19 protein-coding genes and 1 pseudogene are annotated in these 21,849 nt (G+C 68.5%); 13 read left to right on the forward strand and 7 right to left on the reverse strand.

Features of this window, described 5'->3' with window-relative positions:
• Positions 1 to 784: pseudogene (locus Q1K70_RS10400) on the forward strand (hypothetical protein); the annotation flags it as partial.
• Positions 785 to 857: 73 nt separating this feature from the next.
• Here Q1K70_RS10400 and Q1K70_RS10405 read toward each other — a convergent pair.
• Together Q1K70_RS10405 and Q1K70_RS10410 are read right to left on the reverse strand one after the other, a co-directional pair.
• A complete protein-coding gene (locus Q1K70_RS10405) occupies positions 858 to 2,054 on the reverse strand; it encodes a tetratricopeptide repeat-containing serine protease family protein (protein ID WP_300158793.1) in 1,197 nt (398 codons plus the stop codon).
• Entirely contained in the window at positions 1,943 to 2,608 is a 666-nt protein-coding gene (locus tag Q1K70_RS10410) for a hypothetical protein (RefSeq protein ID WP_300158796.1), read from the reverse strand. The genes Q1K70_RS10405 and Q1K70_RS10410 overlap by 112 nt, the downstream gene beginning before the upstream one ends.
• A gap of 229 nt (positions 2,609 to 2,837) precedes the next feature.
• Between Q1K70_RS10410 and Q1K70_RS10415 the strand changes: the two genes are divergently transcribed.
• From Q1K70_RS10415 to Q1K70_RS10435, 5 genes are all read left to right on the forward strand, one after another.
• A complete protein-coding gene (locus Q1K70_RS10415) occupies positions 2,838 to 3,194 on the forward strand; it encodes a hypothetical protein (protein WP_300158799.1) in 357 nt (118 codons plus the stop codon).
• A gap of 36 nt (positions 3,195 to 3,230) precedes the next feature.
• A complete protein-coding gene (locus Q1K70_RS10420; RefSeq protein WP_300158802.1) occupies positions 3,231 to 3,965 on the forward strand; it encodes an EI24 domain-containing protein in 735 nt (244 codons plus the stop codon).
• Between the two features lie 162 nt (positions 3,966 to 4,127).
• Complete coding sequence (locus Q1K70_RS10425; RefSeq protein WP_300158804.1) at positions 4,128 to 6,020, forward strand: KUP/HAK/KT family potassium transporter; 1,893 nt, start codon at positions 4,128 to 4,130, stop codon at positions 6,018 to 6,020.
• Between the two features lie 128 nt (positions 6,021 to 6,148).
• Positions 6,149 to 7,258, forward strand: a complete 1,110-nt coding sequence (tatC, locus tag Q1K70_RS10430; RefSeq protein WP_300158806.1) for a twin-arginine translocase subunit TatC — start codon at positions 6,149 to 6,151, stop codon at positions 7,256 to 7,258.
• Positions 7,259 to 7,755: 497 nt separating this feature from the next.
• Positions 7,756 to 8,253 (forward strand): hypothetical protein, encoded by a 498-nt coding sequence (locus tag Q1K70_RS10435; protein WP_300158809.1) that lies wholly within the window; start codon positions 7,756 to 7,758, stop codon positions 8,251 to 8,253.
• A gap of 92 nt (positions 8,254 to 8,345) precedes the next feature.
• Here Q1K70_RS10435 and Q1K70_RS10440 read toward each other — a convergent pair whose 3' ends face one another.
• The 3 genes from Q1K70_RS10440 to Q1K70_RS10450 form a co-directional block, all read right to left on the reverse strand.
• Positions 8,346 to 8,546 carry a hypothetical protein gene (locus Q1K70_RS10440; RefSeq protein ID WP_300158811.1) on the reverse strand — a complete coding sequence of 67 codons (201 nt, stop codon included), beginning with the start codon at positions 8,544 to 8,546 and terminating at the stop codon, positions 8,346 to 8,348.
• Between the two features lie 423 nt (positions 8,547 to 8,969).
• Complete coding sequence (locus Q1K70_RS10445; protein ID WP_300158814.1) at positions 8,970 to 10,256, reverse strand: citrate synthase; 1,287 nt, start codon at positions 10,254 to 10,256, stop codon at positions 8,970 to 8,972.
• 205 nt (positions 10,257 to 10,461) lie between these two features.
• Positions 10,462 to 11,331: a formate dehydrogenase accessory protein FdhE gene (locus Q1K70_RS10450; RefSeq protein ID WP_300158817.1), complete on the reverse strand. Its 870-nt coding sequence runs from the start codon at positions 11,329 to 11,331 to the stop codon at positions 10,462 to 10,464.
• 375 nt (positions 11,332 to 11,706) lie between these two features.
• Here Q1K70_RS10450 and fdnG point away from each other — a divergent pair, with 375 nt between their 5' ends.
• The 3 genes from fdnG to Q1K70_RS10465 all read left to right on the forward strand — a co-directional run bounded on the left by fdnG (position 11,707) and on the right by Q1K70_RS10465 (position 16,527).
• A complete protein-coding gene (gene fdnG / locus Q1K70_RS10455; protein ID WP_300158820.1) occupies positions 11,707 to 14,745 on the forward strand; it encodes a formate dehydrogenase-N subunit alpha in 3,039 nt (1,012 codons plus the stop codon).
• Between the two features lie 57 nt (positions 14,746 to 14,802).
• The gene (locus Q1K70_RS10460) at positions 14,803 to 15,534 is read left to right on the forward strand and encodes a 4Fe-4S dicluster domain-containing protein (RefSeq protein WP_300158823.1); all 732 of its coding nucleotides are present in this window, start codon (positions 14,803 to 14,805) and stop codon (positions 15,532 to 15,534) included.
• An 81-nt stretch (positions 15,535 to 15,615) separates the two neighbouring features.
• A complete protein-coding gene (locus Q1K70_RS10465) occupies positions 15,616 to 16,527 on the forward strand; it encodes a formate dehydrogenase accessory protein FdhE (RefSeq protein ID WP_300158826.1) in 912 nt (303 codons plus the stop codon).
• An 80-nt stretch (positions 16,528 to 16,607) separates the two neighbouring features.
• Here Q1K70_RS10465 and metW read toward each other — a convergent pair whose 3' ends face one another.
• Together metW and Q1K70_RS10475 are read right to left on the reverse strand one after the other, a co-directional pair.
• Positions 16,608 to 17,210, reverse strand: coding sequence for a methionine biosynthesis protein MetW (metW, locus tag Q1K70_RS10470; RefSeq protein WP_300158829.1), 603 nt, complete (start codon positions 17,208 to 17,210; stop codon positions 16,608 to 16,610).
• Positions 17,200 to 18,393 (reverse strand): homoserine O-acetyltransferase, encoded by a 1,194-nt coding sequence (locus tag Q1K70_RS10475; protein WP_300158832.1) that lies wholly within the window; start codon positions 18,391 to 18,393, stop codon positions 17,200 to 17,202. The genes metW and Q1K70_RS10475 overlap by 11 nt, the downstream gene beginning before the upstream one ends.
• A 183-nt stretch (positions 18,394 to 18,576) precedes the next feature.
• Here Q1K70_RS10475 and Q1K70_RS10480 point away from each other — a divergent pair, with 183 nt between their 5' ends.
• The 4 genes from Q1K70_RS10480 to Q1K70_RS10495 are packed head-to-tail and all read left to right on the forward strand — an operon-like array spanning position 18,577 to position 21,797.
• Entirely contained in the window at positions 18,577 to 19,164 is a 588-nt protein-coding gene (locus Q1K70_RS10480; RefSeq protein WP_300158835.1) for a hypothetical protein, read from the forward strand.
• Entirely contained in the window at positions 19,161 to 20,006 is an 846-nt protein-coding gene (gene motA / locus Q1K70_RS10485) for a flagellar motor stator protein MotA (protein WP_300158837.1), read from the forward strand. Before Q1K70_RS10480 ends, motA begins: the two co-directional genes overlap by 4 nt.
• Before the next feature lie 12 nt (positions 20,007 to 20,018).
• Positions 20,019 to 20,774, forward strand: coding sequence for a flagellar motor protein MotB (locus Q1K70_RS10490; RefSeq protein WP_300158840.1), 756 nt, complete (start codon positions 20,019 to 20,021; stop codon positions 20,772 to 20,774).
• Positions 20,775 to 20,825: 51 nt separating this feature from the next.
• Positions 20,826 to 21,797 (forward strand): LysM peptidoglycan-binding domain-containing protein, encoded by a 972-nt coding sequence (locus Q1K70_RS10495; protein WP_300158842.1) that lies wholly within the window; start codon positions 20,826 to 20,828, stop codon positions 21,795 to 21,797.
• The last annotated feature ends 52 nt before the right edge of the window (positions 21,798 to 21,849 follow it).

The raw sequence follows: 21,849 nt of genomic DNA on the forward strand, positions 1-21,849 counted from the left end.
CACCGCCGGCTCCTACGGCCCCAACTCGACCTTCGCCGACAGCCTGCTGTCCGCCGGCACCTTCCTGACCCCCACCGGCATGCGCAACGCCCAGAACGCCTACTGGTGGGCCGGCGGCACCTTCGAGGTGACCGCGCTCGACCCGGTGAAGTTCTACGCCGACGTGATCTACGGCGCCGGCAACCAGGCCGACCGCAAGAAGGACCGCCGCGAAGGCTGGTTCATCGATCTCGGCGCCGAGTACACCGGCTGGGACGTGCTGACCCCGCAGGTCTTCGCCTGGTGGTCCACCGGCGAGGACAGCTCCACCCGCAACGGCTCCGAGCGCATGCCTTCGGTCATGACCAACTGGGGCCCGGGCAACAGCTTCCTGTTCGACTGCTCCCAGGAGCTGCTCAAGCAGGGCAACATGGGCGTCAACCCCATCGGTTCCTACGGCATCGGCGCTTCGCTCAACAACATCTCGTTTATCGAGAAGCTGACCAACCGCGTGACCTTCATCTACCTGCGCGGCAACAACTCGCCGGCGGCCATCCGCTACCTGAACACCTACATGGGCAGCAACCCGTACTTCACCATGGGTCGCGACCTGACCACCAACGAGTACGTCATGGGCGCCAACATCGACACGACCTACCAGATCTACGAGAATCTGGCCGCCGTCATGGAGACCGGCTGGGCCCACGGCGACTTCCAGACCAGCGTCTGGGGCCACCGTCTGGCCGACAAGGCCCGTCAGGGCGACGCCTGGAAGGTCGCTCTCGGCTTCACCTACAAGTTCTAGTTTCGCGCGAAACACGCAGCTGCGACGCGAGGCCGGCTCCCTTCGGGGGGCCGGCTTTTTTGCGTGGAGTTCCTCAGCGTTCGCCGGGCAGGCACCACAGGGGCACGACCGCGCCGGAAACCGCCTCGGCCACGGCGGCGGCGTCCAGGACACGGTCGGAAGGGGAAACGGCCACCGGCGTCTGGCCCCTGGCCAGGAAGGCCTTGACCACGGAAATCGGCACCACGAACCCCATGTCCGCCGGGGCCTCGCCCAGGCTCTCCCGGGCCTTTTCCGTGTCGCGCCTGGCCCTGACCACGCCGGCCACATGCCCGGCGGCGTCGAGGAGCGGCCCGCCGCTGTTGCCGGGAAGCACCTGCGCCGTGACCGCCTGGCCGCCGCGCGGCCCGGCCTGGGGGGCCAGCGTCCGGACCCGGCCCGAAACCACACGCATCCGGCCGGTCGCGGCCGCCTGACCGGGATAGCCGGCGGCGAAGACCGTCGCCCCTTCCGGGAGGTCCCCGCCCTCGCGGAAAACGAGGGTCTTGGCCGGGGCGGTCTCCAGAACGAGCAGAGCCAGGTCGTTTTGCCGGTCCAGGCGGGCCAGACGCGCCGGGACCCGCTTCCCGTCCACCACCGCCAGGATGCGGCCGCACCCGTCGGCCACATGGGCGTTGGTCAGCACGTGTCCGAGGCGGCTGACCACGAAGCCCGAGCCCGTGGAGGGCCGCTGCGCCCGGCCGCCGTCCGGCGGCGCGTCCTTGCCCGCCGCCTTGCCGGCCTTGGCCGCGACGGACAGGGCAACGGACGGATCGAGCCGCTCCTTGGCGGAGGCGGCCAGGGCGTCCAGCCGGGAAGCCAGGGCCGCGTCGCCCCCGGCCCGCTCCCGGGCCGCCAGGGCCAGGCGGTAAGCCTCGGCCGGGTCGCGCGCTACGCCACGCCCGGCCACGAGCATTTCGCCGAGCATCAAGGCGGCCTGGCCCGAACCGGCCTGGGCCGCCCGGCGCAGGTAGCCGGGCGCGTCCGAGGGCGGCCCGCCGCGACTCTCGAGCCGCATGGCCCCGAGCAGGAAAAGCGCCTGGGCCGAGCCCTTCTCTGCCGCCCGCTTGAGGTGCTGCCCGGCCAGGCCGTCGTCGCGGGGCACGCCCTGGCCGCGCAGGTACAGCACGGCCAGGGCCGTCATGGCCGGGACGTTGCCGGCCTCGGCCGCCTTGCGGTAGAGCCGCGCCGCTTCCGCCGGGTCGCGCGGCCCGCCCCGGCCGGTCTCGCGCATGAGGCCGAGCAGGTGCATGGCCGCGGGGCTGCCCGAGGCGACCAGCGGTGCGAGCTCCCGCGCGGCCGTCGCGTCGTCGCCGCGCGCGTAGGCCCGAAGGGCGGCGTCTCGGCCACCCGGCACAGCCCGTAGCGCTGGCTGATCTTCGGCATGGTGCCCGTTTCGTGGTGCGACGCCACCATGAAGAAATTGTCGGACGCGCCGGAATATTTGGCGTAGACCGTGACCAGGGCCATGCCGCCGTCGGGGTAGCGGGCCATGACGTGCAGGCCCGTGGGGCTCGCGGCGAAGGCCCCGACCGTCTCCCGGTCGTCCTCCTCCAGCTTGGCCCGCTTCTTGTCCGCATCCACGATGTCGATGGTCAGCCCCGGCGTGTTGGGGTCGAGCGGCGGCTTGACGCTCACCCCCCCCTGGGGCGAGAAGCCGGCGACCACCCCGTGGCTGAAGGCGCAGGCCAGGCGCCTGGCTGCGAACAGGGCGCGGGCCGCGTCGTCGTCGCCGGCCAGGCACGGCCCGGCGGCCAGGCACAGGCCGGCGGCCGCCAGGGTCGCGGCAATGATGAGAGAGCGCATGCCATCCTCCGTTCCCGGGAAACATCCTGTTACCGGTGCAGTGAAACAGGCGACCGGAAACGTCAAGCGGCGCTCCGGCGCCCGTCCCCGCCCGGCGGGACGGACGCGGGAAATCCCTTGCCGCCGGGGCGGCCTTGACGTACTGTGCGTCCCCTCACGCCCCCGCCGCCGTTCGTGATTTCGTCGCCTCGGCGGCCTAGGCGGGCGTGTCTTCCGGAGTTTTCCCATCATGCAAAAGTTTCGCGTGTATTTCGCCACCAAGGACCATGTTCCAACGCGCTGGTTCCGTTCGAAAAAGGAAGTTTTGGAAACGGAATATGTCGTCGTTTCCGCGCACAACGAAGCCCATGCCTCCAAGGAGGCCAAGAAGCATGTCGATCTTGCGACCTTGACCATTCCGTTTCAGGTGACGCATATCGAGCGTGCCCCGGCCGACGAGGCCGAGGGCTGCCACGGCCATCTGGCCAGGACCGCCCCGCCCCAGGCGCGCGCGGCCGTGCCCGAGGAGGATGCCCCGCAAGCCCCCGTCGCCGGGGACGCGACCGCCGACGCCGACGCCCCGGACGGGGACGACGACAGGCGCTGACGCGGCCGGTGCGCCGGCCCGGATCGGAGGACGCCCATGCTGACCGCCTTTCCCAGGGCCGTGCTGGCCCATGCCCGCGGCATCCGCTTCGCTTTCGCCCACAAGGGCTACCTGCTGCTGGCGCTCGTGCCCTTCCTCCTGACCCTGGGCATCTTCACGGCCGGGTTCTGGCTGTTCGCGGCCTCGGGCGACCGCATCCTGGCCTTTTTCTGGTCCCCGGAGGCGTCGGCCGCCGGAGGGTTCCTCGGGGCGCTCTATTGGCTTTACGTCCATGTGGCCAAGTACCTGCTCTACCTGCTGGCCGTGGCGCTCATGTACTTCCTGTTCATGGTCACGGCCAACATCCTGGCCTCGCCGCTGTACGACGTCATGGCCGGGCGGATGCTCGCCGCGGCCCGGGGCGGCAAAGTCGCCGAGGCGGGGTTGCCCTGGTGGCGCGTGATGGCCGAGGAAGTCAAAAAGGCCGTGTTCGTGGCCGCCGTGCCCGTGCTGCTGGTGTTCGTGCCGGTCGTCGGCCAGTTTTTGGCCCCGGTGGCGGCGGCGGGCTTTCTGGCCTTCGATTTCATGGACTTCGCCTTCTGCCGCGAGGAACCGCGTTTCGCGACCCGGCTGCGCCGCGCCGCCGGGCGGCCGATGACCCTGCTCGGCTTCGGCGCGCCCCTGCTCATCCCCATTGTCAATATCGTGCTTTTTCCCTTCGCCATCTGCGGCGCGACCCTGCTGTATCTGGACACGTTGGGCCAGGATGCGGCAGAATCGAAGCGTCCATGACATTTTGGCAACAGGATTCCGGGCACGGCGGTTTTACGGTATAGCTCCGCGCACCCCAGATAGCGACGCGTCGCCGGGCCTCCCCCGGCGGCGGAAGGATCTCCGCCCCATGCAGCAGCATGCTTTCGCGGCCTGCGCCGGATCGCGCCGGAGCCGGGCCGCATGACTACCCACGGCCACGCCCCCGAAAAATCCCTGTCCCACACCCTCGCCCTGGCTTTCGGGGCGCTCGGCGTCGTTTACGGCGACATCGGCACGAGTCCGCTGTACGCCATGAAGGAATGCTTCCACGGCATCCACGCCATCGACGCGACGCCCGAGAACGTGTTCGGCGTGCTGTCGCTGATCTTCTGGTCCCTGACCATGGTCATCACCATCAAGTACGTGCTGTTCATCACCGCCGCCGACAACCGGGGCGAGGGCGGCATCTTCGCGCTCATCGAGCTTCTGCCCAAGGACCGGGGCCATCGCCACGTGCGCAAGACCCTGGCCGTGCTGGGACTTGTCGGTGCGGGCCTGCTCTACGGCGACGGGGTCATCACCCCGGCCATCTCGGTGCTGTCGGCCGTGGAGGGCCTAAACGTCGCCACGAGCGCCGCCGAGCCGCTCGTGGTGCCCATCACCTGCGTCATCCTCTTCGGCCTGTTCATGGTGCAGCGCCGGGGCACGGCCGGCATCGGCAAGGTCTTCGGCCCGGTGATGCTCGTCTGGTTCGGCGTGCTGGCCGTGCTCGGGGTCAAGGAGATAATGGCCGCGCCGCAGGTGCTCGGGGCCATCAACCCCTGGCACGCCGTGAATTTCTTCATGCGCAACCACCTGCACGGCATCGTGGTGCTCGGCGCGGTGGTGCTGTGCATCACCGGCGGCGAGGCGCTCTACGCCGACCTCGGGCATTTCGGCCGCCGCCCCATCCAGCTGTCCTGGCTCTTCATCGTCTTCCCCTGCCTGGTCCTCAACTATTTCGGCCAGGGCGCGGGCCTGCTCCTGGACCCGTCCATCGCGGCCAACCCCTTCTACAGCCTGGTGCCCGACAACCTGCTCTATCCCATGGCCGCCCTGGCCACGGCGGCCACGGTCATCGCCTCCCAGGCGCTGATCTCCGGCGTCTTTTCCCTTACCCGCCAGGCCATCCAGCTCGGCTGCTGCCCAAGGCTTCGCATCGTGCACACCTCGAGCGCCATGGAAGGGCAGATCTACATTCCCGAGGTCAACTTCGCCCTCATGTGGGCCTGCATCGGCATCACCATCGCCTTCGAGGAATCCAGCCGCCTGGCCGCGGCCTACGGCATCGCGGTCACGGCCACCATGGGCATCACCTCCATCCTCTACTTCTTCGTGGCCCACTGGACCTGGAAGCAGCCGCTCTACCGCTGCCTGCCGCCAGTGCTGGTGTTTTTGGCCTTCGACCTGGCCTATTTCGGCTCGAACCTGCTGAAGGTGGCCGACGGCGGCTGGTTCACCCTGCTCATCGCCGCCGGCGTGTTCACGGCCATGGCCACCTGGCAGGACGGCCGCCGGGCCTTGCGCGACATGTCCCTGTCCGCGACCGTCCCCCTGCGCACCTTCCTCCAGGAAGTGGCCACCAAAAATCCCCTGCGCGTGCCCGGCACGGCCGTGTTCATGTCGCTCTCGCCCTTGGGCACGCCCGTGACGCTTCTGCACCACTACAAACACAACAAGGTCTTTCACCAAAGCGTGGTCATCCTGACGGTGACCTCGGCGGACACGCCCACCGTGCCCGAGGCCGACCGCCTGGACGTCCAGGACCTCGGCTCCGGATTCTACCGGGTGGTGGCCCGCTACGGCTTCATGGAGTCCCCGGACGTGCCCGACATCATGGCCCGGGCGCGCGACACGGGCATCCCCATCGACCCGCCGGCCGACACCACCTTCTTCCTCGGCCGCGAGAGCCTGCTCACCACGGGCAGGACCAAGATGGCCGGCTTTCGCAAGTCGCTTTTCGCGCTCATGTCCCGCAACGCCCGGCCGGCCACGGCCTATTTCGGCCTGCCCCCGGGACGCGTGGTGGAGCTCGGCGTGCAGGTCGAGCTGTGAGGCCGCTCCGGCCGCCCGTTTCCGCCCCGCCCCTTGACCCGGGGCGCTTCCTGCCGTAACCGCAAGGCGCGGTTCGCGCCGCGCCAAACCAAGCCGTTTTCCGCCCCACGCCGGCAAAAGAGGAGCGCATGACCGATACGCCCGAGAGACAAACGCCGCAGGCCGGCCCCGAGTCCGCCGGGGCCGGAGTCCCGCCGCAGGGACCGGCCCCCGTCCCGGCCGGGGAAGAAGCCGCCGCCCCCTCGCTGCCCGAGGCCGTGGCCCCGGAAGGACCGGCCGCACCGCCGGCCCCGCCGTCGCCCGCCGGCGCCTCCGCCGCCGGCGACATGAAGGAAGCGCCGCTGCTCGAGCACCTGCTCGAACTGCGCACGCGCCTGGTGCGTTGCCTCATCGCCGTGGGCGTGGGCTTCGCCGCCTGCTACGCCTTCGCCGAGCAGCTCCTCGGCATCCTGCTGCGGCCCCTCATGGAGGTGATGCCGGGCGGGAGCAAGCTCATCGCCACGAGCCTGCCGGAAACCTTCTTCACGGTCATGAAGCTGGCCCTGGTGGCCGGGGCCTTCGTGGCCAGCCCCTTCATCTTCTACCAGCTGTGGCAGTTCGTGGCCCCGGGGCTCTACAAGGAAGAGCGCAAGATCATCGTGCCCGTGGCCTTTTTTACGGCGGTGTGCTTCGTGGGCGGGGCGCTTTTCGGCTATTTCATTGTCTTCCCGTTCGGGTTCAAGTTCTTCGTGGACTACGCCTCGGACTACATCACGGTCATGCCGACCATCAGCGCCTACTTCACGCTGGCCGTGACCCTGCTGTTCGCCTTCGGCCTCATCTTCGAGTTGCCGGTCTTCATCTTCTTCATGACGAGCCTGGGGCTGGTCACCACCAAGACCCTGCGCAAGTTCCGCCGCTGGGCCATTCTCTTGAGCTTCATCGTGGCCGCCGTCCTGACCCCCACGCCCGACGCCATAAACCAGCTCCTCATGGCCGGCCCCATGGTCGTGCTCTACGAGGTCGGCATCTGGGTCTCCTGGTTCGTGGACAAGTCGCGCAAGGAGGAAAAGGCCGCCAAGGAAGCGGCCAAGGAGGCCGAAGCCGCCGCCGGCGCGACGCCGCCCCCGGCCGGCCCCGCCCCGGAAGCGGCCAAAGCCCCGGAAGCTGCCAGGGAGCCCGAGGCCGCCCCAGAGCCGCACACGCCCGAGACGCCCGCCGCCAAACCGGCCGGCGACGACGACCCCAAGGCCGGCTAGGGCCGCGATGCGAACAGTAAAAAAATACAGTAACAACAGCTGATTATACGCCGCGTCCGCGGAATCCCAGGCAGGGGTTTCGCGGACGCGGCGCAATCGCCGGCCCCCGGGGGCGGCCACGCGCCGGTCGTCCCCGCCCTCCCTCCGCCTTGACAAGCCGCCCCTTTCCAGGCATGGATAAACTAGAGGCGACGGCCGCAGCCGCTTGGCCGGCGCAGCGTCCCATCCGCCCGGGCCGCCCGCGATGGCGGGCACGCAGGCCTGTCAGGCTGACCGCGCCGCCCGCGGCCTTCCTCGCCTCCAAAGCGACCATGTCGCTTGACGTCCCGCCGTCGGCTGTCGGCGACCGGGACACGACCTCTCGCCACGCGAGCCACTCCACAAGCGGACGACCGAGACGGCCCGGCTTTGCCCGGGCTCATAGGCCTCCCGCCTCCAAGGCGTCCTCCGGACGCCGGCGCATCCGGCCCCCTCGGCGTCGCACCCATGGAGCGACGATGCGACACGCTTATACCCTGCTCACGACCCTGACGCTGCTCGTCACGGCCCTGGCCCTGCCGGGCTGCGCCGGCACCAAGGCGGCCAAGTCCGCGCCCTCGGTCACCGCCGCCGCGCCAAGCGCGGCCGACTCCTTCGGCCGCCTGGCCGACCCGGACTTCCTCTTCAGCGGCCCGGCCAAGGGACGGGGCAACACGCTCAAGGTCAAGGCCCTGGCCTACTGCTCCGTGGGCGGCAAGAAGGCGAAACGCGCCACGCGGGGGGCCTGGGGCGACACCCTGCGCGAAGAGGAAAACGCCGTGGCCGTTTCGCCGGACCTGCTGGAAATGGGCCTGGACCGCGGCGACCTCATCACCATCGAGGGCCTGCCCGGCAAGTACAAGGTCCTCGACGTCATGCACGACCGCCACGACAGGACCATCGACATCTTCTACGGCGACGACCGCTGCGGCGCCATGCAGTGGGGCAAGCGCACGCTGACCATCTCCTGGCACTAAGCCGGGGACGGTCCGGACGGCGGTGCGCGGCCGGGCACGCGAGCCGCCATGGTGCGACGAGGCGGCAGAATGCGACGCGCGCGGACGCGGCGTCAGGGCAGGACTTCGACCAGGACGTAGCGGGCGGCGAAGCCCAGGGCGTAGACGCACACGAGCGTCAGGAAAAAGGCCCGGAACACGCCCTTGCCGCCCCGGCCCTCGACCAGGCGGGTCAGGACGAAGCCCAGGACCACGGCCAGCAGCAGGCCGAAGCCCAGGGCCATGGCGACCTTCGTCAACGCGATCTCGGCCATCTTCTTCCCTCTCTCCCGGCTCCTGGTGTTTCCGACGAAAAATCCGGAGACCGTATTCAGCCCGTCATCACGACAACCCGGTTCAGCCATTCCAGGCTTCCAAAGCAAAAATTCCATCAACACTCGCCCCGCAGGGGCGACGGCCCGGGGGCGGAATTTTCCCTGTCGAGCCTGCCGCGAAGCGGCGGCACCGGCAGGGGAAATTCCGCCCCCGTCTTCGCTGCGCCAACGGCGGCCCGACCGGTGCACGCAGCCCTCTCCGCCCGCCCACGCCAACCGGGGGGACTGGGGGGAGCGACTCCCCCCAGTGGGTCCAGGGCAACGCCCTGGCGGGTGCAGGGCAACGCCCTGGCGGGTGCAGGGCAGCGCCCTGGCGGGGTCCAGGGCAACCCCCGGTGGCGGGGCAACGCCCGGCGACCGGCCCTAGCGCTGATCGATGGGCACGTAGGGCCGGCGGGGCGGGCCGGTGTAGATCTGGCGCGGCCGGTGGATGCGCGTGGTGGGGTCGCGGTTCTCCTCGCGCCAGTGGGCGATCCAGCCCGGCATGCGGCCGATGGCGAACATGACCGGGAACATGTTGACCGGGATGCCGAGCGCCCGCAGGATGATGCCGGAATAGAAGTCCACGTTGGGATAGAGCTTGCGGCTCTTGAAGTAGTCGTCGGACAGGGCCGTCTCTTCGAGCTCCAGGGCGATGTCCATCATGGGGTCGTTCTTGCCCGACTGGAAGACCAGCTCGTGGGCCGCCTTCTTGAGCACCCGGGCCCGGGGGTCGAAGTTCTTGTAGACCCGGTGGCCGAAGCCCATGAGGCGGCGCTCCTTGCGCTTGACCATGTCCAGGAAGGACTTGACCTTGTGCTTGCCGGACAGGATCTGCTCGAGCATGTCGATGACCGCCGCGTTGGCCCCGCCGTGCAGCCGCCCCCACAGGGCGCAGATGCCGGAGGACACGCTGGCGAAGAGGTTGGCCTGGGTGGAGCCGACCATGCGCACGGTGGAGCAGGAGCAGTTCTGCTCATGGTCGGCGTGCACGATGAGGAAGAGCGTGAGCGCCGAGACGGCCTGCTGGGTGGGCTCGTAGTCGCGGTTGGGCACGGAGAACATCATGTGCAGGAAGTTGCGGCAATAGCTCAGGTTGGGGTCCGGGTACATGAACGGCAGCCCCAGCGACTTGCGGTAGCTGAAGGCGGCGATGGTGCGCACCTTGCTCACGAGCTTGGCCACGGCCATGGTGAAGTCGTCCATGCTCTGGATTTCGAGCAGCTCGGGATGGTAGTTGCCAAGCGAGTTGATGACGGCGGACAGAATGGCCATCGGCTGGCCGCCGGGGGGGAAGCCGTCGAAATGATGGAGCAAGCCTTCGTGCAGCAGCTCATGCTCGGAGAGCAGGAAGCGAAAGGCCGTACGTTCTTCGGCCGTGGGCAGCTTGCCGAAGATCAGCAGCATGGCCGTCTCGATGAACGAACTCTTTTCGGCCAGCTGCTCGATGGGGATGCCGCGATAGCGCAGGATGCCCTTCTCGCCGTCCACGAAGGTGATCGACGACAGGCACGACCCGGTGTTGGCGTAGCCGGGGTCGAAGGTGAGAAGCCCCATCTCTTTTTCCAGGGAGGTGACGTCGATGCCGACTTCGCCCTCGCTGCCGACGGTGACCGGCAGTTCCAGGGTCTTGTCGCCGTAGGCCAGGGTGGCGGTTTTGACTGCGCGCATGAGATTCCTCGTGTCCGGGCTGAGGGGGAGAGAGAACGGCCGCAAGCGGCGCGGCGGCTGCCCTGTCGCGCCGCCCGAAAGGCAGTATAGGAAAAAAATTCGGTCTTGTCTTCCCGGGTTGCCGCCCCTGCCCCGGCGGCCTCGTTCCGGCCTTCCTCCAACAAGAAAAACGGGAAGGAGGCAACGCTCCGTTTCCTTCCCGGAATCAGGCCCAGGGCATCTGCCGCCAGTCCATGACCCCGGGCAGATGGCCATGCTGGCGGGCGAGCAGTTCCAGGGGGGCCAGGGCCAGGCCGGCCAGCTCCGAGGGGTAGTCGGCCAGGTCTCCGTCCTGCAGTTCGGAGAGGTAGTGGTTGCAACGGCGGCAGGCCACCACGCGCTCGCCGTCGAAGCCCGGCACGGCGTAGGCCTGGGCCGTGGGGCCGGCGGCCTCGCAAAAAGGGCACTCGCGCCGGGAAAAGCGCCAGGTCGCGGCGCAAAAGGCGCAGGTCATGACGCCGCCGGCGGCGTCGCGGCGCATGTAGCCGGGCCAGGAGCCGCATACCGGACAGTAGCCCCGGTTCCAGGCGGCCTCGGCCACGAGCCCGGCCAGACGCCGCCCTCTGGCCATGGCCAGGGGCGTGACGAGCTGGGTGGCCCAAAACGTCATCACCCGCGCGTCCACGCCGAGCCTGTGGGCCAGGCGGGCCAGGTCCGTCTTCTTCTCGCGCAGCAGGTTCCGGACGGCCTCGGCCACGAACCCTTCCCGAGCCCGGGCGGCCTGGCCGATGGCCGAGAGGTCCGGCCGCACATCGCGAAACCCGGCCACGAGGGCCGGCTGGAGCACCTCGAAGGCGCGCTCCAGGGCGGCCTCGTCCAGGGGAAATTCGTCGCGCGCCTCGAGGCTCGCCCCTTGGGCCAAGCGCACCGGGTCCACCCGCGACCCGGGCCGTGAGGCGTCGGCGCAGCGCAGCGCCTCGACAAGAGGTTCCCGGGCCACAAGCAGCCCCAGAAAAGGATCGACGAACGCCCGGACGTGGGGGCGTTCGCGGCGCAGACGGTCGAGTTCGCTGGCGAGGGAGCAAGCGTGTTCCATGGCGCGACCCTTTGCCGGCGGCGGCCGCGGAATCGGGCGGACGGCGTCCGGCGCAAGCGAGTCAGGCGTGCCAACAAACCCCGCGGCCGTCAACCGGGGCGAAAGTCCTGCCGCTGTCACGGAAACTTTTCCGTGACAGCGGATTATTTTATTGTATTTAAAATAACCTAAATGGATAATTGAAGAATCCTTTTCGGCTAGAGAGGTCTTTTTCCTGGAAAAACCGTGCCTGTTAGTGCCAAAGCTCAAGCAATCCGGATTCCTTTGACCCTGCCTGTCCGATTTCCCTACACAGTAGTGTGCCTGATTCGACATAAGTCTGACCGTCGGGCGGAGGGCCGCCCGGCGTGGTGGGAACCGGAAAAAGGAGGCGGTATGGGCATTTCGCGACGTGGGTTCATGAAATTGACGGGGGCCGGACTGGCCTGCCTGGGGCTTAGGGACCTCGGGCTCGATCCCCGTCCGGCGGCGGCGTACGCCACCAAGCTGCGCATCGAGGGGGCCAAGGAGTATCAGTCCACCTGTCCCTTCTGCTCGTGCGGCTGCAGCATTTTGATGTTCGTCAAGGACGGCAAGTTTTTAAGCTCCGAAGGCGATCCCGACTATCCGGTCAGCGAAGGCGCGCTGTGCCCCAAGGGCGCGGCCTTCCATTCCATGCACGTGAGCCACCACCGCATCCTCAAGCCCCAGTACCGGGCCCCGGGCAGCGACAAGTGGGTGGAAAAGGACTGGGACTTCGTCCTTGACCGCATCGCCCGGCGCGTCAAGGAGACCCGCGACCGCGACTTCATAGAGAAAAACGAGAAGGGCCAGACCGTCAACCGGGTCGAGTCCATCTTCCACCTGGGCACGTCCCAGATGGACAACGAGGAGTGCGCCGTCGCGCACCAAATGCTTCGGGGCCTGGGGGTCGTTCATATCGACCACCAGGCGCGGGTCTGACACTCGCCCACTGTACCGGCTCTGGCAGAGTCGTTCGGACGCGGCGCGATGACCCAGCACTGGATCGACATCAAGAATGCGGACGTGGTGCTCATCATGGGCAGCAACGCCGCGGAACACCACCCCATCTCGTTCAAGTGGGTGCTCAAGGCCAAGGACGCCGGGGCCACGGTCATCCACGTGGACCCCAAGTTCTCCCGCACCTCGGCCCGCAGCGATTTCCACGTGCCCCTGCGCTCGGGCACGGACATCGCCTTCCTCGGCGGCATGATGAAGTACATCCTGGAAAAGGAACTCTACTTCAAGGACTACGTCCGGGACTACACCAACGCCTCCTTCATCGTGTCCGAGGGCTTCTCCTTCAAGGACGGCCTGTTCTCGGGTTACGACCCGGCCACCAGGACCTACGACCGCAAGACCTGGGTCTTCGACAAGGACGAAAACGGCGTCGTGCTCAAGGACAAGACCTACCAGCACCCCCGTTGCGTCTTCCAGCTGCTCAAGAAGCACTATGACCGCTACGACGTCGGCACGGTGTCGGCGATCACCGGCGTGTCCAAGGAAAACCTGCTGAAGGTGTGGGACGCCGTGGCGGCCACGGGCAAGCCCGACAAGGCCGCCACCATGATGTACGCCCTGGGCTGGACCCAGCACAGCGTGGGCGTGCAGAACATCCGCTGCGCCGGCATCATCCAACTGCTGCTGGGCAACGTCGGCGTGGCCGGCGGCGGCATCAACGCCCTGCGCGGCGAGCCCAACGTCCAGGGCTCCACGGACCACGCCCTGCTCTACGATTCGCTGCCCGGCTACAACCCGGTGCCGGTCGCGGCCTGGGCGACCCTGGCCGACTACCTCAAGGCCAACACGCCGGCCAGCAAGGACACGAAAAGCGTCAACTGGTGGCAGAACCGGCCCAAGTACGTGGTCAGCCTGCTGAAGTCCTGGTACGGCGACGCGGCCACGGCGGAAAACGAGTTCGGCTACGGCTGGGTGCCCAAAATCGAGCCCAACGTCGAGTACGCCAGCCTGTTCATGTTCGACAAGATGTACAAGGGCAAGATCAAGGGCGGGTTCATCTACGGCCACAACCCGGCCATGTCCATGCCCAACTCCCACAAGATCAGGAAGGCCCTGACCAACCTCGACTGGCTGGTCATCGGCGAGGCCCACGAGACCGAAACCTGCGCCTTCTGGCGGCAGCCGGGCTTCGACCCCAAAAACGTCAAGACCGAGGTGTTCATGCTGCCGTCGTGCCAGCGCGGCGAGAAGGACGGCACCACCTCCAACTCCGGCCGCTGGCACATGTGGCACTACAAGGGCTACGAGCCCATGGGCGTGAGCAAGCCCATGGGCTGGATGGTCGTCGAGATCACCAAGCGCGTCAAAGCGCTCTACGAGAAGGAGGGCGGCGCCTTTCCCGCGCCCATCCAGAACCTCGACTGGTACAAGGAGTACGACGCGGACCTGGTGGCCAGGAAGATCAACGGCCAGTTCACCCGCGACGTGACCATCGGCGACAAGCAGTACAAGAAGGGCGACCAGGTGCCGGCCTTTCCGATGCTCGCCGCCGACGGCTCCACCACCAGCATGTGCTGGGTCTACGCCGGCAGCTACGGCCCGGGCGGCAACCTGACCAAGCGCCGCGACCACGCCCAGACGCCCATGCAGGCCAAGATCGGGCTCTATCCCAACTACTCCTGGGCCTGGCCCGTCAACCGCCGCATCATCTACAACCGCGCCTCGGTGGACGTGAACGGCAAACCCTTCAACCCGGCCAAGGCGGTCATCGCCTGGGAGGACGGCAAGTGGGTCGGCGACGTGCCCGACGGTCCGGCCGCGCCCATGGCCGATCCCAAAGGCGTGTACCCGTTCATCATGCAGACCGAGGGCCACGGCCAGCTGTTCGGCCCCGGCCGCGTGGACGGCCCCTTCCCCGAGCACTACGAGCCGGCGGAAACGCCCGTCACGGTCAACCCCTTCTCGGCCCAGATGAGCAACCCCTGCATGAAGGTGGCCGAAAGCGACATGGACGCGCTGGCCAAGCCCGGCGATCCGCGCTTCCCCATCGTGCTGACCACCTACAGCATGACCGAACACTGGTGCGGCGGCGGCGACACCCGCAACACCCCGCCCCTGCTCGAGGCCGAGCCCCAGCTCTACATCGAGATCAGCCAGGAGCTGGCCAAGGAAAAAGGCATCAAAAACGGCGATCCGGTGGTCATCGAGAGCCTTCGCGGCAAGGTCGAGGCCATCGCCATGGTCACCGTGCGCATGACCCCGCTTCAGGTCGCGGGCAAGACCCTCCACCTCGTCGGCATGCCGTTCTGCTTCGGCTGGACCACGCCGGGCGTGGGCGACGCCACCAACCGCCTGACGGTGTCGGTGGCCGACCCCAACACCCGCATCCCGGAGTACAAGGCCTGCCTGGTCAACCTGCGCAAGGCCGACAAGGTGACGGAACTGTACCGCTAACACGCGTCCCGGCCGGGAGCCGCCCGGCTCCCGGCCGGACCTTACACGGAGCGCGCCATGCCCAAGACCTTCTTCATCGACACTTCCCGCTGCACGGCCTGCCGCGGCTGCCAGGTGGCCTGCAAGGAATGGCACCAGCACAAGGCGGTGCCCACCAAACAGACCGGCACCCACCAGAACCCGCCGGACTTCACGCCGTTCAACTTCAAGATCGTGCGGTTCTCCGAGCACAAGATCGACGGCCAGGTGAAATGGCTCTTCTTCCCGGACCAGTGCCGGCATTGTCTCGTCCCGCCCTGCAAGGACGCGGCCGACGCCTACGTGCCCGGGGCCATCGTCCTGGATGAGCCCTCCGGGGCCGTGCTCTACACGGACCTGACGAAAAAGCTCACCATCGACCAGGCCCAGGAAGTCCACGACGTGTGCCCGTACAACATCCCGGTACGCGACCGGGATTCGGGGCTGCTCACCAAATGCGACTGGTGCATCGACCGCCAGCAGGCCGGCATGCTGCCCGCCTGCGTCAAGACCTGCTGCACCGGCACCATGAACTTCGGCGAGCGCGACGACATGCTGGCCCTGGCCCAGAGAACCCTGGCCAAGGTCAAGGAGCGCCATCCCCAGGCCCAGCTCCTGGACGAGGAATACCTGCGCGTCGTCTACCTCGTCACCGAGCCCCGCAACCTCTACCACGAATACGCCGAGCGCCGCGTCCCCAACCGGGGCCCGATGTCGCGCCAGGCGTTTCTGGCCATGCTGGCCCGGCCCGTCACCCGGATGCGCGGCTAGCCGGAAAGCGGTTCCCAGGTCGCGCGGCCGCCATCTGCCAGTGGCGGCCGCGCGGCCGCTTCGCCCAGAGAGGACACTCCCATGCGCATTCCCCCGAACATGACCCACGCCTCCCCGGACCTGCCCGACGTGCCGCCGCCGGCGGAACTGACCGAGGTCATCGACCGCTTCACGGCCCTGGCCGCGCTGCGGCGCGAGATCGCCGCCGCCGTGCCGGACGCGCCCGTGGGCATGACCTTCGACCCGGACCTGTTCGCCGCCGGCAAGCCCCTGCTGGCCGACGCCGGCCCGGCGGAGCTCGCGCCGGACTTCAGGCTGGCGGCGGGCCTGCTGCTGCCGCGCCTGGCGGAAATCTTCCCGGCCCTGGCCAAGGACGCGGCCGCCCTGGCCCAGGCCATGGCCATGGGGCCGCGCCTGGCCGAGCCGCTCGTGACGGCCCTGGCCCAGGGCAGCGAGGAGGATGTGGAGGCTTTGGCCGCGGAGATGGGCGTGCGGCCCGGGGCGCTGGTCTTCGCCTCGCGCGAGGCGCTTTCCGCCGTGCTGCGGGCCAGGGCGCGCACGCTCTCGCCCCTGGCCGACGACGTGCTGTGGCAACAGCCCGCCTGCCCGGTCTGCGGCGGCCCGCCGGACTGCGGCATGCTCAAGGAGCAAAGCGAACCTTCGGAATTTCTCATCGCCAAGTCGGGGCGGCTGTACCTGCACTGCGCGCTGTGCGGCCACCAGTGGCGCTACCCGCGCCTCAAGTGCGTGGCCTGCGGCGAGGGCGAGCAGGAGCAGCTCGACGTGCTCTTCCCGGCCGGCCGCGACCGCGAGCGCATCCACGTCTGCCGCAGCTGCGGCCACTACCTGATCGTGCTCAATCGCGTGGAGAGCACGCGGGACGCGGACCTGGACACGGCCCCGGCGGCCATGATCCACCTCGACGCCGCCGCCCAGGCCCGGGGCTACGCGCCCATCTGCGACACGCCCTGGAACCATCTGAACAGCGACTGATCGCTCCGCCCCGCTTTTCCCTTTCGGGAGGTCCAGGAGGGGCCGTCGCCCCTCCTGGCCGCCGGAGGCATCCCCTCTCCCTACCCCCGCCGGCGCAGCAAAAACATGCCGTACGTGGCCAATAGATTGGGAAAAAACTTCACCACCATGCCCTTTTCGTGGTGGTGCGGGGTGCTGATGGCCGTCTCGCGGGCGATGACGAAGCCTTCCTTGCGGCAAAAGCGCCGGAAGTCGCGGATGGTGATGACCCGGATGTTGGGCGTGTCGTACCACTCGTAGGGCAGCTCCCGGGAGACCGGGGCCCGCCCCCGGAAGAGCAGCTGGCCGCGAATGCGGTAGTAGGCGAAGTTCGGGAAGCTCACGATGCCGCATTTCCCCACCCGCAGCATCTCGCGGATGAGGCTGGCCGGATCGTAGACCTGCTGCAAGGTCTGGGACAGGATCACGTAGTCGAAGCTGCCGTCGGCGTAGTCGCGCACTTCCTCGTTGATGTCGCCGTGCAGGACGGACAGGCCCTTTTCGATCCCCCGCGTGACCTTGCCCTCCTCGGCCTCGATGCCCGTGCCGCGCACGTCCTTGTCCACGGACAGGATGTGGAGCAGGTCGCCCGAGCCGCAGCCGAGATCCAGCACCTTCGAGCCCGGCTCGATCCAGGACGCGATCACCGACAGGTCATAGCGCATGGCCGGCCTCCCTGGCCGCGTCCCCGGCCGCCCGGTCGAGGAAGCCCTCGAGCATGCCCGACAGCCTGGCGTTGGGCAAAAGGAAGGCGTCGTGGCCCCACTTGGCCTCGATCTCCACGAAGCTCACGTCCAGGCCGTTTTTCTTCATGGCCTGGACCATGGCCCGGGACTGGTAGGTCGGGTAGAGCCAGTCCGACGAGAAGGAGGCCACCAGGAACCGGCAGCGCGCCTTGGCGAAGGCGGCCACGGCCGAGCCCCCGCCGTGGCTGGCCTCCAGGTTGAAGTAGTCCGCCGCCTTGGTCACGTAGAGAAAGGAATTGGCGTCGAAGCGGTCCACGAACTTCTGGCCCTGGTAGCGCAGGTAGGACTCCACCTGGAAGTCGGCCTCCTCGAAATTGAACGAGATCTCGCAGCGGTCCTGGAGCCGGCGGTCGAACTTCTGGCGCATGGACTCGTCGGACAGATAGGTGATGTGCCCGATCATGCGGGCCACGGCCAGGCCGTGGCCGGGCTTTTCGCCGTCGTAGTAGTCGCCGCAGTTCCACTTGGGATCGGCCATGATGGCCTGCCGGGCCACTTCGTTGAAAGCGATGCCGAGCGCCGAATGCTTGGTGGTGGTGGCCAGGGGCACGGCGGCGCGCACCATGTCCGGATAGCGCACGGCCCATTCGAGGACCTGCATGCCGCCCATGGAGCCGCCGATGGCGCACAGGAGCTTTTTTATGCCCAGATGCTCCACCAGCCGCTTCTGGGCCCGCACCATGTCGCCGATGGTGATGACCGGGAAATTGAGGCCGAAGGGGCGTCCCGTGGCCGGGTCGACGGAGGAGGGGCCGGTCGAGCCCATGCAGCCGCCGATGACGTTGGAGCAGACCACGAAGTAGCGGTCCGTGTCGATGGGCTTGCCCGGGCCGATCATGATGTCCCACCAGCCGGGCTTGGAGTCGGCCTTGTCGTAGTAGCCGGCGGCGTGGGAGTCGCCGGTCAGGGCGTGCAGCACGAGCACGGCGTTGGAGGCGGTCTCGTCGAGTCGGCCGTAGGTCTCGTAGGCCAGGGTCACGGGGCCGAGCGTGCGGCCCGATTCCACGGTCAGGACGCCTGGCGGGGCGGCGAAGGTGAAAAACCGCTTCTCCACCCGCCCCACGCTGTTCCCGGTCTGGTCGTGTTCCACGTATTCGCTCATGGGGGCCTCTCGGCGGGTTTCCTACCAGGAAGGAGGGAGAAGCGCCAGCGGGCCGGGGCCGGCCGTGCCGGGAGGCGCAGGAGAGCCGAAGTTCACGTTTTCCATCCGGGCGTAACCGATCCGACAGGCGTATTTTGACATTTCGCGCAAGAAAAGACAGTGTTGCCCGATCGGGAGGTCGAAATGGTCTTGTCGGACCGTCGCGCGGAAAAACGGGTCCAGCCCCCGCAGGACGCTGTCCTGGATTTCGCCCTGTGGCCGGCCCCGGCCTTCCCCCCTATCCGACTGCCCCTGGCGGAGCTCGGGCCGCCCGCCTCGCGCGGCCTGCCCGGCCAGCATCTGGTGCTGGCCGACGCCGCGCCCCTGGGGCTGGGGCTGCGTCTTTCGGCCCCGCCGGACGTCGTGGCGGCGCTGACCGCCAGCCCGGCGCTCTTCGTCTACCTGAAGCTTCGCGACTACGGCGACGCGGGCGTTGCCCTGTCCCTGTTCCTGCACGCCGCGACCATGCGCTCCCAGCCCGAGGAGGGCGGCGGCCGCTTCGGCCTTCGCATCGCGCACCTGGGGCGGGGCTCCAACTTCGAAAAATCCATCGAGCTCCTGGACGTCAGCCGTTTCGGCGTCAAGGAACTCGCGGCCTGGACCGACGCCGTCAGCCGGCACGGCCAACGCCTGGACGCCGGACAGGACGACGGCCTCGACCTCGACGCGCTCCTCGCCGAGCCCGCCCTGGCCGGCCCGGCCCCTCAAACCGAAAAAGGAAACGGTTCATGATCGCCCTCGTCGGCATGCTCGTGGTTCTCGCCTCCGTCTGTCTCGGCTACTCCCTGGAAGGCGGCGCGTTCAGCGTGCTGGTCCAGCCCACCGAATGGCTCATCATCGGCGGCGCGGCCCTGGGCTCGATGCTCATCGGCTCCACCCGCAACTCCCTTTTCCTGCTGGTGCGCGGGCTGCCGCGCGTGCTTTCCCCGGCGCGCATCGGCCGCGAGGAGTACCTGGAGACCCTGAGCGCCTTGTCGCGCCTGCTGTCCAAGGCCAGGCGCGAAGGGCTCATGAGCGTGGAGTCGGACATCGAGCACCCGACATCGAGCCCGGTCTTCACCATGTCGCGCTGGCTTTCCCGGGACAAGGAAGCGGTGGCGTTCATCTGCGACACCTTCCGGGTCTACCTCGTCACGGGCGAGGCCCAGGAGATCGAGCAGCTCATGGACATCGACATTCAGGCCATGCACCAGCAGGCGGCAAGCCCGGGCCACAACCTGGGCAAGGTGGCCGAGTCGTTGCCGGGCCTTGGCATCGTGGCCGCAGTGCTCGGCGTGGTGCTGACCATGGGCAAGATCACGGCGCCGCCGGAGGTGCTCGGCCACAGCATCGGCGCGGCCCTGGTCGGCACGTTTTTGGGCGTGCTCCTGTGCTACGGCTTCGTCGGCCCCCTGGCCACCAACCTGGAGAACCAGGCCATGGAGCGCCAGGCCTTCTTTGCGGTCATCCGGGCGGTCATCGCCGGCGCGGCGCGCGGGGCCACGCCCTTTATCGCCGTGGAATACGGCCGCCGGGCCGTGCCCGAGGCCCTGCGGCCGGACTTCACCGAACTCGAGGCCATGCTGCGGGGCTAGGACGCCGCCTTCATGCTGACCGCCAAGAAAAAACCCGCCCCCACCAGGCCGCCCAGGCTCCAGGGCTTTCCCAAGTCCCACGGCTCCAGCTGGAAGGTGGCCTACGCCGACTTCGTCACGGCCATGATGGCCTTTTTCCTGCTCATGTGGATCCTCAACATGGTGCCGCCGAGCGTGCAGAAGCAGCTCGAGCAGTATTTCAAGGACACGCCCAAGCCCCCGCAAGGCGCGATGTTCTCGCCGGAGAAAAACGAGAAGCAGTACACGGCGCCGCTCAACCGCGACGAGGCCATGCGCTACGCCATCGCCGTGCGCTTTAAAAAGATCATCACCGAGGACCCCTTTCTCAAGGAATCGAGCGGGGTGAGCTCCGACGACGTGGGCGTGCTGCTGCGCGTGCAGAATTCCGCCCTGTTCGCGCCCGGCTCGGCCGTGCTGACCGAGGAGGCCAAGCGGCTTCTGGCCGACGTGGTGGACGTGCTGAGGACCTACAACCTGTGCCTGGTCATCCGGGGCCACGCCGACGCCGACGAGGCGGCCAAGGGCAATTTCGCCTCCAACTGGGAGCTCTCCGGGGCCCGGGCGGCGGCGGCGGCGCGGCAGGTCATCGCCGCGGGCGCCATCGAGCCCTCCCGGGTGCGGGCCGTGGCCTACGGCGACTCTCGCCCCCTGGTGCCGGTCCTGGCCCCGGGCGACGCGGCGCGAAACCGCCGGGTGGAGTTCCATTTCCACCGGCCCGAGGTCCTGGCCAACCAGGTGTTGTACTGACGCGGCGTTCCGGGGTATGGCAGGGCGACTTTCATGGAGGCTTGCCCGATCATGTCCACGCGCCACCTGGCCGGCCTGTGCGCCGGCTTCGCCCTGCTGGCCGCGACGGCCGCCACGGCCTTCGCCGCCGATCCCCAGAAAACGCCCCAGGACTTTCGCGACGTCAAATGGGGCGCGCCGCCGTCGAGCGTCCCGGGACTGACCCAGGTCGAACGCGACGGCGACATCGTCCATTACGAAAAGCCCGACGAAAAGAAGGCCCTCGGCGGCATGACCGTGCGCCGCGTCACCTACTCCTTCTACAAGAACCAGTTCTACCATGCCGAGATCGACTACGAGGGCGCGGATTCGGCCCAGGCCATGCAAAAGAGCCTGGAGGCCAAGTACGGCCCGCCCGACGCCGTGCGCGACAAGACCGAGCCCTCGGGCCGGCCGTCGGCCGTCGCGGCCTGGAGCTGGCCCGGCCATGCCTTCATCGGCAACCGCTACGAAAAGGACGGCGCGCGCGGCCGCGTGTTCTACTTCTACGCCCCCCTGACCGAGGCCTCGGCCAAGGCCCAGGGCATCGCCCCGGCCCCGGCCCAGCCCAAGGCCCAGGCCGCCGACGCGGGCGGCGCGACCTACAAGGTCAAGAAGGGCGACAGCCTGGCGCGCATCGCCAAGGCCTTCGGCGCGACCGAAGCGGCGCTGGCCGCGGCCAACCCCGGGCTCACCGACAAGAACCTCAAGGCCGGCGCGACCATCAACCTGCCCGAGGGCGCGGGCAAAAGCCCGGACGCGGCCTGGGGCAAGCCCGCCGCCGCCCCGTCGGGCCCGGTGGTCGAGTACACGGTCAAGGAGGGCGACGTGCTGTCCAAGGTGGCCAACAGCCATGGCGCGCGCACCCGCGACGTCATCGCCGCCAACCCCGGCGTCGACCCGGACAACCTCAAGCCCGGCACGGTGCTCCGGATTCCGGCCAAGGCCCAGCCGTCCCGGGACGCGCCGGACGCGGGCACGGGCGGGCCCGCGTCCGGGCAGTGATCGGCGCAGTCTATCGTTTTTTGGACCTGCGATTCATCTCGCCGATTTGTCA

It is taken from the genome of Solidesulfovibrio sp. (assembly GCF_029978005.1).
In the GTDB taxonomy this organism is placed as follows: domain Bacteria; phylum Desulfobacterota; class Desulfovibrionia; order Desulfovibrionales; family Desulfovibrionaceae; genus Solidesulfovibrio.